This window comes from Rasiella rasia (assembly GCF_011044175.1).
GTDB lineage: Bacteria > Bacteroidota > Bacteroidia > Flavobacteriales > Flavobacteriaceae > Marinirhabdus > Marinirhabdus rasia.
This window is the reverse complement of sequence record NZ_CP049057.1, coordinates 897,728-911,411: the sequence shown is the minus strand read 5'-3', so window position 1 is coordinate 911,411 and position 13,684 is coordinate 897,728. Positions and strand designations below refer to the sequence as shown.

Here is a 13,684-nt window from a genome sequence, read left to right as displayed (position 1 = left end):
TACAATATATGCCTTTGTGCGAATCATCCTTAACAATACTTTAAAGCATAAAAAAACCCGCTCCTTAATTAAGAGCGGGTTTTCAATTACGTTGAAAGGTTTATTTTTTAACAATACGCTTTATGGTACTGTTAGAAGTTCCTTCTATTTGTAACAGATATACACCAGATGCCAATTCTGAAATACCAATGGTTTGTTGGTTCTTCATGTTGGTTAGGTTTATGGTTTTTACCATCTTTCCGGTAACATCAAATAAAGTTGCTGCTTTTAGCGTATCGTTTGTTCCGTTTACTAATACAAATTCAGTGCTTGCTGGATTTGGATATACGGTGATACCGTTCTCAAAATCACTTTCGCCAACCCCTAACTGTAAATCAACTTCAACTTCAAAACTACATGTTGCAACATTTCCGAAGGCATCTGTAGCCGTTAAGGTTACAGTAGTTGAACCCGCTGGAATCATCGTTCCTGCTGCAGGATCTTGTGTAGTAAGTGTTACAGGGTCTGTACAATTATCTACCGCAGTTGCTTCTCCTGTTGCAAAATAGTCAGGTACTTCGTATAAATCGCTTGGAAGCTCGGCAACCACCGTTTGGTCTGCCGGACACGTAAGTACAGGTGCTAAGTCATCTACTACTGTTACAATGGCTGTACACGCTGCGCTATTTCCACTAGCATCTGCAACTAGTACCGTTACCTCTACAGGCGTACCAATATCAGAACAGTCGAAATCTGAAATATCAACAGAGCTTACGTCTACGGCACAGTTGTCTGTACTGCCATCTAATATATCTGAGGCAGTGATAGACGCCTCTCCGTTCTCGTCTAGGGCTAGGGTGATGTCCATACAGCTTACAACTGGTGCAATATCATCTATTACGGTAACGATTGCGGTACAGGTGTCTGTATTACCACCTACGTCTGTGATTGTTAAGGTTACTGTATTTTCGCCTAAGTTGGTACAATCAAATTCTGTGATGTCTACAGCTAAACTTGCAATAGCACACCCATCTGTACTTCCACCATCTACGTCTGAAGCAGTAATTGTAGCCATACCTGTAGCGTCTAATGCTACGGTAATATCTTGGCATACTGCTGTTGGTGCTGTAACATCTTCTACAGTAACAACTGCTATACATGTTCCAACATTTCCGTTTACGTCGGTTACAGTTAGCGTAACATTGTTGGTACCTACGTTGGTACAGTCAAATGTGTCGTTGCTTACTGAAATAGAAGCAATTCCGCAGTTATCTGTAGAACCACCGTCTACTTCTGAAGCAGTAATCGTTGCATTTCCAGCAGCGTCTAATTGAATTGTGATGTCTTGGCATACGGCTACTGGCATTTCAGTATCGGCCACTGTCACATTAAAGGTACAGGTAGCTGTATTTCCGGCTGCATCGGTTGCCGTAAATTCAATAAGTGTTGTGCCAACAGGGAAGGTGCTTCCTGAAACAGGACCTTGTGTTTGTATCACAGAAACCAAGTCACCATCTGGATCTGAGGCAACTGCATCTGGAAAACTCACAGTACCACTACACATACCTGGGGTATTGTCTATAGTGATGTCTGCAGGACAGGTAATGGTTGGTGGTGAAGCTAAATTGATTCCTACAAGTATAGCGTCGTGATCTGAAGCTCTAAATGCATTTGCTTCGTACACCGGCAATACAGAAGACTCTCTCTGGAAAGAAGACTCTCCAGTATCTTGGATATCGTCGTTATAATCGAATACATTGATTTCGTCTGCATTGGTGTGCCACACCGTGGTTCCAGTTACCTGAGTTGCCAACGTTGAACTTGCCATTGCATAGTCTAAGTACCCTAGTTGTCCGTCAAAAACGTAGCTATATGCATTGGGTCCTTGGTAGTCTAAAATAAGGTCTGAATAATCGTCTGACGAACCTAGAATGTCATCTGGTCCAGCAAGAATATTATCGATAGGGTCTTCTTTGCTATACGAGTTTAAGTCACCTATAATAAGGTAATCTTCATCTCCACTAGCCGTTGGATCTGTTGCTAACCAATCTACCATAGCAGCAGCAGCTTCGGCTCTAATGATGTTACAATTTCCGGCCCCATCGTTTAAATCAGGATCTCCTTCAGCATCACATGGCGATCCTTTCGACTTTAAGTGATTTACCACAACGGTTAGTGCAGCACCCGTAGAAATTTGCGAGAATGTTTGCGCTAGTGCCGGACGGTTTTTATCGTCATTAAAACGTGGGTCTACCGAATTGTCTAGAAGTGCAAAAGCACCTTGTAAACTTATAGTAGCTGTATTGTAAATAAAGGCTACAGCAATTTCATCGGTTCCAATAACGCCTGTATTAACCGCTGCATAGGTTGTACCGCAGATTGCATTCACTCCGTTGGTTCCATTTAACAGGTCATTAATTGCTGTTACACCGTTGTTTTCAATTTCAATAAGTCCAACAATGTCTGCTTCAAGACCACAAATGGCAGCGGCTATTTTTTCGCGCTGGCGGTCTAATTCGGCAATAGAGTTTGCACCACGTTCGTTGAGTGTGGTGAAGTAGTTTAATACATTAAAACTAGCCACTTTAACCGTACCACCTACAGCGTCTGGTGCAGCAGGGCGCGGATTTGCACTTGTAAAGTCATAGCTAAACGCTGGCTCTACTGGGCGTATTCTCCAAGCGTCTGTTCCACTTTGGCCAGAAAAAGACCAGTGCATTACTCCTGTAAGGTTGCTAATCTGGTCACCACCACGAATAAGGTTTGTGTTACTTAAACCAGGACGCGGATAGTAATAAGGCTCATCTGGACCTACTAATACAGCATCGTTCTGAATGTTGGTGTCATCGTCTAGAATAATACGAGAAGACTCTAACTGCGATAAAAATGCTGCGTAGCCTGCTACGTCTGGATCGTTAGTGTCTGTAAATTGCTTTACGCGGTTGTTAGCATTTAATACCAAGGTACCATAGCGTGCCAATTCAAAGTATTCGCTTACTACAAGGTCTGTAGTGATAGTGGTAAGCATTCCTTCAACACTTTCGAAGGTTCCTTCCAAATCAGTACCAGCAGGTGCCGGTAATGTAATGGTTGCTGGTGTAGGTAGCGGATTACCGGAACTTACTACGGAAATCGTCCCACCTGAAGATACATCAATTTGTGTCATTCCGAAGAAATCTACAGCAATTCCTGTTACGTCAACCAAGTCACCAACGGCAACATCTGTAGGGCAGGTATCGCAATACACAAAGACTCCTTCTGAAGTCATGCTATCTGCATCTGCATCTGCATCTTCTTCTTGAATGAAGAATCCACTTAACTGATCGTCATTCTGATAGTCACCTACCACAATAGCCTCTACACGTACCGAATTTCCTGCTTCTGGTGTAGTTAATCCTGGACCTTGTACTTCACTAACAAGTAGTAATGGAGCAACGACAGGAGTACATGCATTTAAGATACCAGCAGTATGAGCAGAAGTACACCATGTATTGCTGAGGTCTTCAGAAGTTTCATCATCTCCGTTTAATCCGTTACCAACGCCTGTTAGCTCAGCACCTTCAGTTAAATCGTTTCGTTGAAAAGAATCGCCAGCTGAATGAGAACTTCCTGCAACCAACTCTTGGTTTGCAATAGGTGTGTCGTTGGCGTAGGTGCTACCAATAGCATCTGCATCTGGACCATCTATGGTAATTCCTGTTTTGTCTACTGCTTCTGCAGTATCGCCCCAAAGTATATAATCAAGGTCTGTTACCAAATCGGTTGTGCCGTCCCAATAGAATAAGATAGCTACTTCACCACTGTTGGTTAAACCTCCCTGACCGTTGATAGATCCTGGAAGTCCTTCTAACATGTCTGGGATTGCATCGGCAGTACCAGCATCTTCGTAAAGTTCGTAGGTAGGCGCGGTACCATAGGTAGCCGTATAATTATCTGAACCGCTAATTGCAACAGTTTGGTATTCTCCAGCGGCAATACTTGCTCCATTAGGGAAACGCGCTAGAAAATCTCCAAATCCGCCACCTCCAGCGTTGGTTCCTGTTACAATATTATAGTAATAGGTGCTTCCACCTGCAAATGTTGCATCGGTAAGGTATACGTCGGTAAGGTCTACTGCTGCTGCATTAGGGTTGTATATTTCAATAAACTCACCAGCTGTAGGTGTTACTGTAACCTCGCTAATAAGTAGTGGCATAAGGCCACCCGCAGCTATTCCTGGAGAACCTATGTCATTTCCAGAGTTACCACCACCGGTTGTGCTTGTATATCCTTCAAAAAGTGGTGTTGTACCTCCGTCTGTAGAAATTGCCCAATTGGCGCCGTTGTCATTGTCTGCTGCTAGGTTGGTAAGGTAAATAGAAGCAGCATTATTATCTGTTGGCCATACACCTGCGTCATCGTAAGGAACGTTGTCAATTACGTTGGCTTGTGTTACATTATCTCCTGAGTAAGAAGCAAAATCTTCCCAAATACCTACGGTATCTCCACCGTTATTAAGTGCGCCTGCGCTCCAGTTGGTTACTGCAATTAAATTTACAGTACCCCAAGCTGCCATAAAATCGGCTGCAGTAACGTCGTCTGCGTTATAAAGTATTGCAGAGCCACCAGCAGGAATAGTACCAGAGGCAATATTTGCACTTCCATGTGCTACACCGTTGTTATCGTCTAATACAAAGCCTGAAAGGTCTGCAGCGAGGGTTCCGGCGTTATAAATTTCTACCCATTCCCAGTTATCTTCACTGCTGTTTGGGTTGTACATGATTTCTGAAATTACCAATTGTGGAGGCCCAGCTGGCGTTCCGCTAATGGTAATGTTGTCAATTCCCATTGGTTCTGAACCACTTGGAGTACCTGCCCAACTTAAGCGTATTGTTACCGAAGTTGCGGTAGTACCATTAAGTAGGGTAGAGGTATAAGTGTCGAAATTTCCTGTGGTATGATCACATTTATCTAAGAACCCTACAGATGTTGCGCTTCCGTCGATAAATAGCTCTAACGGGTCATTTTCTGTAGAAATGGTACCACTATCTAATTGACGGTATGTTTTTGAAGCACTTTCATCTGTTGCAGCACGGAATATTTCCTGAAAAGGACCTGCGTCTACCGAAGCTTCAATTAGAAATCCATCGGTTGTTGCAGCTTCAAAGTCGCCCATGGCTGCAATATCTATTGCAATACTAGTGAGGGTAGCACTTCCGAAGCCAGTGAACGTCCAAGTAGCATTGTTCACACCAACGCCATCCATGTCGTTTAATGCAAAAAAGGCTGTTGTGTTCTGGCCTGCAATACCTCTAGTATCTGCAGGAAATGGACTTCCTATCATCGCTCCGCTCACATCTGCGGCAGTATCGTCTGCTACGTCAAAAGGCATTCCGTTGCCTCCTAGCTGTCCGTCTACTCGGCCAAAGACATCGCCGCCAGATCCTCCACCTGAAAGGTAGTCTGCCACATTAGCGGAGGCATTTAAGTTTACGGCGTTGCCGTCAAAATCTTCAAACCCTAAAGTGGTCTGTCCGTATGAAAACGGTATGCAGCATAAAAGGGTTAGTACGTAAATAAAAGGGAGTTGTTTTCTCATCATGCGAATTTCTATTCAGTTTAATAATAAGTACCATAAACATACTAAGCCTAGTTGTACGACCGAGTTGTTTTTTACTGTGGCAAAAATACTTTTTTCGCAATGAAATGTACTATGGTTTTATTAACATAACGTAGTCTTAATATTAGACGTGATTGAATTGTAGAGAACAGTTTTTTAAGAGTATCAGAGGTAGCTCGGCAGCGTAAGGGCATGCGAGCAATAGCTACAATTGGTATACCAATTTGCAGGAGTTAAACTTTCCGCAGAACTTGTTGAAAACTATAGTTAAGCCAAAATGTAGCCAGTTATGACTGGTCTGAGCCTTTCTCTCTGTTCTTCTTTTTAAATAAAGCAGGAATCTGGTTATAATCTAAGAAATACTGCACCTTCACAGAAAAAACATGCGTAATAGGCTGCTTAAATAAGGTGTCGATACTATTTGTATACGAGTCTAACGAGGCATTGTCTGAATTAAAAAGTTGGTTTCTGTAGAGTGCTGTGAGAAAACTTCCAGGCGCAAACTGCCATGAATAGCTAAGGTCGAAATTCCAAGTGCTAAAATTGATGTCAGGATTATCAGTTATGTTTTGCTTGGTGTAGCCAGTGGTATCGGTTACAGAACCGTCTGCCAATAGTGAAAATAGTTGCTCGTCGTAAGTAACAGTGCCCCAGTAATTACGCATAGTTAGTGCTAAGGTGTTGTACGGATTAAAATTATAACTTGCGCTAAATGTTTGTTCAATCTCAATACGTTTTCTATCTCCAAAAATCACATCGTCATCTTCTTGCGTCACGTATCCACGATCACCCGAATAGTACTCTCTGTAGATACCATATGAAAGTGTGAATTTATCGTTCATTCGGAATCTAGGGAAGACTCCAAACCAAAAATTAACGTAGTCTCTATCTTCATCTAAGAGTGTTTGAATACCTATAAAGCTATTAAAAGATAGTCTTTTATTTCTGTTAGACTCGAACCAACCGTTGGTGTTTACTCTGTTTTGAGTTACAAAAAAACTTCCTTCCTGTCTAGGCTCAAAGTAGTCGTATTGTTTGCCGGGGCTTAAATTTAGGTTATATCCCATGCTGTGAAGCTTTTTAGTAGTTCCATTTGCCCAACCTCCAAACTGAAATCCCGTAAATGTACTTGGGTTGGCAAGTCTGGTATAGTTTACATAGGTACCTACAGAGTATCGGTTCCATTTCTCTACGGGCTCAAAAATTTGATAGCTAGCATCAATACCAAAGTTGTTGAAGTTGTTTCTGAATTGTAACCCTAAATCATTAATATCATATTTTGTGTCTGCATAACTATGGTCGAAACTATAACGGAATTTACCATGGGTTTTTCTAATAAAGAAAAAAGAGCTGTAGCCTGTTTCGGTGCCTGACTCTTCGTTTACATTACTCATTTTTACTTCGGCGCGAAAGTTATATGTGTTTCGTTTATTACTGATACTTGAAACCAATGCTGTTACGTTTGCGTCTCTAAACGACCCTGTTCTAAATACATTAGTATTTATAATCCCGATAGAAGAATTGCCATTAAATTGTTGGTCTGCCACTAAAATATTATAGTTGGTAAAGGGTTCTACCTCTTCTTTTCGAAATTCTCCTGTAACTACATTTTCTATGGTAACTTCTGTACTTTCTGTAATAGAATTGAAGACCCCTAAGCCTAGGCCTTTTTTTGTTCTTCCTGAAACTTTAACGGCATTTAAAACTTTGACGGTATGTGGAGGATCAACCAGTTCTTCATCATCGGTAAGTTCTGGGGAGGTGCTTGGTCTGCCACCAATTCTACGTGAAAAGAACAAATTACCTTTGTTAAAAAGGTCTACTCCCTCTGTAAAGAATTGTCGTTGTTCAGAAAATGTTTGTTCAAAGGGTCCTAGATTGAGCGATACATTATCGAATCCTGCCTGACTAAAATCGGGAATAAGGGTAGCGTCAAGTGTGAAATTTTCAGTAAGACCGTATTTCACGTCTAATCCAGCGTTGAAGTTAGATTCATGTTCGCCGTCAAAACTGCGTTGCACTGTTGAGAGAAAAGGGTAGAAGGCAAGTCGTACGGGTGGTTCTAAATTTGAAAGTCCCTTTAATTCTCCATGGTATAATCCGATGTTACCCTGTGAAATATCTACTGGACTCCATGTGTATTGCGAATCGTCTCGTCTAAAACGTCTGTGAAACTGTAATCCCCATGTGTCTAGGTTGTTGTTATCGAATCGGAGGCAGCGGTATGGAATTTTCATTTCAACCACCCAACCGTCGTCATTTATTTGTACGGCACTGCTCCATACTGCGTTCCAACCAAAATCTTCGCCTATACTTGGATTGGCAATGGCATCTGCTTGTGTTCCTGAGGCGAAAACAAAAAATTCGGTGTCATTTTGTGCATCGTTATTGGGGTTTAGTACAATTCCAAAAAAATCTGATTGTCCAAAATTGTCTCTACTAGAGAGTTGTCTTGCTATAAGAGTGGGGTCGTCGTAGAGGTATGCAGCCACGTAAATTGCTTGATCGTCGTAGGTCATTTTTACCACTGTCTTATTGGCTTCGGTATCTTTTACGCCTCTGTCTGGTCTAAATTGGGTGAATTCTACTGCTTCTTTTGCTGTTTGCCAAAAGGGTTCGTCTAGAACACCATCTATTTTAGGTGCAGTTTGCGTACGTTCTATTTGCAGTGATTTTTTTTCTTGTGCTGAAATATGAAAAATAAAAAGTAGCGCAAGGATGGATAGCAGTTGCTTTTTCATTGATTGGTTGTTGATTGATGAATTAAAGACTCTGCTAAATATACAATGTTACAGTTCTATTATTTAGTTTGATTCTGAGTCTGTATAGCTTTTATATGGAAAACAGCTGGGGAACGCGCTATTTAACTAGGCTGTATGAAGTAATCGATATGGCTATATGTTTTTAATAACTAAATAAATTGAATTTTATTTCAACAAAATAAAAAAGCATGTTATATTTGCACCCGCATTCAGGGAATACCTGATGAGGCACTCAGGAGAAATGGCAGAGTGGTCGAATGCGGCAGTCTTGAAAACTGTTGAGGGTCACACCTCCGGGGGTTCGAATCCCTCTTTCTCCGCAAAAAGCCCCGTTATCGCAATGATGACAGGGCTTTGTTTTTTTAGGGGAAAGAATAGTTGACAGTTCTGAGCGATTTATTCGCCAAAGTTTCATCATGTTATATTGTTCTGCATATTTAATAATTTGTTTGCCTCCCCTAAAGTGTGGACGGGAGTACATATTTTTAATTTAGTTACGACTTCCTCCGATTCTCCTCCATGAATCTGTGTGATTTTCAATATTTCATATAAGCTTTCTGCTTTATACTTTTCTTTTTCCAAAAAAAAGTTCTCTCCATTTTCACTCTCTTCGTATTCTACTTGTAATTGGAAATTACATTCTATAGTATTATTCTTACTAAATACAATTTTAGTTGCATCCTGCTCTATGCTACCTTAGTGGATCTATAATTGCCGTTGCTTTAGTCTTTCAAATTATTTCTTTATTGCATTTCTATTTTTAATATTTCAACATAGAAACTGATACTTATCATAAAAATAATAAAAGGTCTAGCTTGTGAGACTTTCCGATGTATTCGTTTTTCTAAATTGTGAAGGGGTCATTCCAGTAAACCTTTTGAATACACCATTAAATGTAGATTTAGAATTGAATCCATTATTATAGGCGATAATTATAATTTGTTCTTTTGTTGAGAGCAACTCAGTCTTAATTTGCTCTATTCGATAAGAATTCACAAATTCATGGAAGTTTGTCTTGTTCTGAGTGTTCACTATCCTTGAGAGCTCAGATGATTTCATATCTAAATTATTTGCTAGAGATTCAAGAGTTAAGTTTACATCAAGGTACGGCCTATTTTCTTGCATGAAATTCTTTATCATCTCGAACTTTAATTCTGAATCGCGAGAATCCTCATTACTCGGAGAATTGGGTGTAGAAGATGAAAATTTTTCTAGAGATGACTTAGGATATTTTTGAATTATCGCATTGGCTGAAAAAAATATCGCTGTCATTACCATACCTGATTCTGCAACAATTTCGATATATTGAATAGGAAAGATAGAAGACACTCCGTCAATAAAGTAAAAAACGAATGGTATGTAGAAGAGGACTAACCAAACAAATACGAGCTTTCGCAACCAATTTAATTGAAGGTCGGTTATTGTCGAATAGTTATCTAAAAGCAACAGTTTATATTCCTTGAGCAGCTTTACACTCTTAAACAAGAAAAAACAATTTACTGCAATCATAACTAATATATTCACTGCCGAGCGCAAAGAAATTTTATAATCACCAGCTAATAAGTTTTCTATTATTTGATTGTGAACATGGACAAGTTTTTCGGTATCAAATGAAAAGTAAATGACTGTTGTATAAATTAATGATATAAAAAAGGGAATTAAACTTAACAGTTGATTCTTTATTTTCAGTCTATTGTCGTAGCTGGCTATATACCAATACAATAAAACACCATCAAGAAAAAATAGATTTTGATCCCAAACAATTAGATACGGAAAATTGTAGAGGTTTACATGATCTTCTAAATAGAGACAAAAGAACCTAATGAACCAAATGAATAATAATAATATAGCATATTGCGAAGGAACTTTTTTGTTTTGCTTTAAAAATAGTGTAACAATACTAAAAGCAGTAATGCTGTATCCAACTATTAATATTTGATCCACATACATCTAATCTATTCTTCCAATTGGTTATTTAAAAGTTTAAAAATATAAAACTTAATCAAAAAAAAACCTGCGAAGTGTAAAACTTTGCAGGCTTTTAGAGAAATCTAATATTTTTATCTAACTCACAATTTAATCAGTTTTAAACTGGTCGAAATTAAATTACTTTCTCCGACCAGTTTTATTATATAAGTTCCTGAACTCAGTGATGAAATATTTAACTCGGAGAAGGTGTCGTTAACGGTCTTCCTAATAATTTTTTGACCTAAAAGATTATAAACAATCAAGTATTCAATTTGGTTATTGTTAGTTGACTCTATGTAAACCTTTTCTTTTGCGGGATTAGGGTAAAATTTAAATCCTTCGAAAAGGTTATCTTCAGTCCCAAGTATAATGGGAGTACATTCACCACCAAAATTATATACCCCATCAAAGCTCGAGCTTATCTGCCAACTGTTTCCTAGATCAGGCGAGAATGCGATTGGATTACCTTGAGAAGAAGCAGTTGTTACTTCCCAATTTCCATTTACAGCATCTATTCCATCAGTAGTAAAGAATATACTCACCCAGTAAGTGGTATCTTCTCCAACTTGACCAGACAAATCAGTTGCAGGAATTTCAAAATCAACATCAAAAACCTCCATAAATCCAAATTGTGTACCTAACAATGTTTGTGAACTTGGAATTAGGTCGGTATAAGTTGCAATAACAGAACCAGGTAAGCCACTTGCATCACTATAAATAGTAATATCGGCATCCAGAATACTTCCACCAGTTTGTCCGGTACTTTGGTACTCTACCCATAAATTGGCATTAATCAATGTGAGGCTCATATCTGTATCCGCTGGAATTGTTAAATCAGTAGCTACAATTTGATCTGGAAACAATCCGTTTGAACTACTTGGTAATGCGTTTTCAAAACTATTGGATAGGTTTTCTTCAAAACACCCTGGCTCCACTTCAATGGGAGTACATTCACCACCAAAATTATATACCCCATCAAAGCTCGAGCTTATCTGCCAACTGTTTCCTAGATCAGGCGAGAATGCAATTGGATTACCTTGAGAAGAAGCAGTTGTTACTTCCCAATTTCCATTTACAGCATCTACTCCATCAGTAGTAAAGAATATACTCACCCAGTAAGTGGTATCTTCTCCAACTTGACCAGACAAATCAGTTGCAGGAATTTCAAAATCAACATCAAAAACCTCCATAAATCCAAATTGTGTACCTAACAATGTTTGTGAACTTGGAATTAGGTCGGTATAAGTTGCAATAACAGAACCAGGTAAGCCACTTGCATCACTATAAATAGTAATATCGGCATCCAGAATACTTCCACCAGTTTGTCCGGTACTCTGGTACTCTACCCATAAATTGGCATTAATCAATGTGAGGCTCATATCTGTATCAGCTGGAATTGTTAAATCAGTAGCTACAATCTGATCTGGAAACAATCCGTTTGAACTACTTGGTAATGCATTTTCAAAACTATTGGATAGGTTTTCTTCAAAACACCCTGGCTCCACTTCAATGGGAGTACATTCACCACCAAAATTATATACCCCATCAAAGCTCGAGCTTATCTGCCAACTGTTTCCTAGATCAGGCGAGAATGCAATTGGATTACCTTGAGAAGAAGCAGTTGTTACTTCCCAATTTCCATTTACAGCATCTATTCCATCAGTAGTAAAGAATATACTCACCCAGTAAGTGGTATCTTCTCCAACTTGACCAGACAAATCAGTTGCAGGAATTTCAAAATCAACATCAAAAACCTCTATAAATCCAAATTGTGTACCTAACAATGTTTGTGAACTTGGAATTAGGTCGGTATAAGTTGCAATAACAGAACCAGGTAAGCCACTTGCATCACTATAAATAGTAATATCGGCATCCAGAATACTTCCACCAGTTTGTCCGGTACTTTGGTACTCTACCCATAAATTGGCATTAATCAATGTGAGGCTCATATCTGTATCCGCTGGAATTGTTAAATCAGTAGCTACAATCTGATCTGGAAACAATCCGTTTGAACTACTTGGTAATGCATTTTCAAAACTATTGGATAGGTTTTCTTCAAAACACCCTGGCTCCACTTCAATGGGAGTACATCCACCACCAAAAGTATAAACAAATTCATTTCCACTACTTGTTGACCAAGTAGCACCGCCATCTGAAGAACTCGCAGCCTCATTACCTATGATACTTGTGGTATTTATCTCTACATAAGCAGGAGTTCCAGTTGATGTAACAATATTACTTATACTAACCCAATATGTCGTTGTAGAACCAGTTTGTCCAGTAAGCTCAGTTGATGGAATGGTAAATTTTACTTCCCTAGCAGACAAACCAAATGGCCCCACTGGAAACATTACTTCCACATCTGAATCAGGTATTAACCCCGTAAATGAAGCTATCTCTGATCCTGGGAGGCCTCCGTTGTCGGTATAGATAATAATATCTGCAGCATCTACCGTAACGCTAGTAAAGTCAGTCCATAGGTTAAACTGTAAAGAGGATAAACTCATATCGGTATCGGCAGCTATCGTAATATCCGCTGCCAAGAAACCAGTAATCCCGGTCTCAAAATTATTAGTCAGGTTTTCTTCAATACAATTTGGAGGTGTTCCAATGGGAGTACATTCACCGTCAAAAGTGTAGACAAATTCATTTCCACTACTTGTTGACCAAGTAGCACCGCCATCAGAAGAACTCGCAGCCTCATTACCCATGATACTTGTGGTATTTATCTCTACATAAGCAGGAGTTCCAGTTGATGTAACAATATTACTTATACTAACCCAAAATGTCGTTGTAGAACCAGTTTGTCCAGTAAGCTCAGTTGATGGAATGGTAAATTTTACTTCCCTAGCAGACAAACCAAATGGCCCCACTGGAAACATTACTTCCACATCTGAATCAGGTATTAACCCCGTAAATGAAGCTATCTCTGATCCTGGGAGGCCTCCGTTGTCGGTATAGATAATAATATCTGCAGCATCTACCGTAACGCTAGTAAAGTCAGTCCATAGGTTAAACTGTAAAGAGGATAAACTCATATCGGTATCGGCAGCTATCGTAATATCTGCTGCCAAGAAACCAGTAATCCCGGTCTCAAAATTATTAGTCAGGTTTTCTTCAGAACAAGGGGCATTAGCGAGCCCCAATTGAACCGTTAGTAAAAGTAAGATAGTTGTAAGGTATTTCATCATAACAAATTTTTCAAATTAAAAGAACTATTAAATTTTATAATTGTGGTCTCACTACAGATTAGTGAGTGGGCAAAAATTGACATACCATAGCGTTTTTCGAAAAAAGTTGTAGTATAATAAGTACAGAAACACTTTTTCGCACTTATTTTGACGTATGCAATCTGAATTACAAGTATATCTCAGAT

4 protein-coding genes and 1 tRNA gene are annotated in these 13,684 nt (G+C 39.4%); 1 reads left to right on the top strand and 4 read right to left on the bottom strand.

Going from position 1 to position 13,684, the window contains the following annotated elements:
- Positions 1 to 100 precede the first annotated feature (100 nt).
- Together G5B37_RS04240 and G5B37_RS04235 are read right to left on the bottom strand one after the other, a co-directional pair.
- Positions 101 to 5,557 (bottom strand): ExeM/NucH family extracellular endonuclease, encoded by a 5,457-nt coding sequence (locus G5B37_RS04240; protein ID WP_175017403.1) that lies wholly within the window; start codon positions 5,555 to 5,557, stop codon positions 101 to 103.
- A gap of 308 nt (positions 5,558 to 5,865) precedes the next feature.
- A complete protein-coding gene (locus G5B37_RS04235; protein ID WP_164678824.1) occupies positions 5,866 to 8,319 on the bottom strand; it encodes a DUF5916 domain-containing protein in 2,454 nt (817 codons plus the stop codon).
- Positions 8,320 to 8,575: 256 nt separating this feature from the next.
- Here G5B37_RS04235 and G5B37_RS04230 point away from each other — a divergent pair.
- Positions 8,576 to 8,660, top strand: a tRNA-Ser gene (locus G5B37_RS04230).
- Positions 8,661 to 9,150: 490 nt separating this feature from the next.
- Here the strand turns inward: G5B37_RS04230 and G5B37_RS04225 are convergent.
- Both G5B37_RS04225 and G5B37_RS04220 read right to left on the bottom strand, forming a co-directional pair.
- On the bottom strand, positions 9,151 to 10,284 hold the full coding sequence (locus G5B37_RS04225) for a helix-turn-helix transcriptional regulator (protein WP_164678823.1): 1,134 nt from the start codon (positions 10,282 to 10,284) through the stop codon (positions 9,151 to 9,153).
- Between the two features lie 125 nt (positions 10,285 to 10,409).
- A complete protein-coding gene (locus G5B37_RS04220) occupies positions 10,410 to 13,499 on the bottom strand; it encodes a T9SS type A sorting domain-containing protein (RefSeq protein ID WP_164678822.1) in 3,090 nt (1,029 codons plus the stop codon).
- Between the last annotated feature and the right edge of the window lie 185 nt (positions 13,500 to 13,684).

Excerpts from the sequence above, each read along its gene's own strand:
- G5B37_RS04220 (WP_164678822.1), bottom strand. The coding sequence starts at position 13,499 with ATGATGAAATACCTTACAACTATCTTACTTTTACTAACGGTTCAATTG.
- G5B37_RS04235 (WP_164678824.1), bottom strand. The coding sequence starts at position 8,319 with ATGAAAAAGCAACTGCTATCCATCCTTGCGCTACTTTTTATTTTTCAT.
- G5B37_RS04240 (WP_175017403.1), bottom strand. The coding sequence starts at position 5,557 with ATGAGAAAACAACTCCCTTTTATTTACGTACTAACCCTTTTATGCTGC.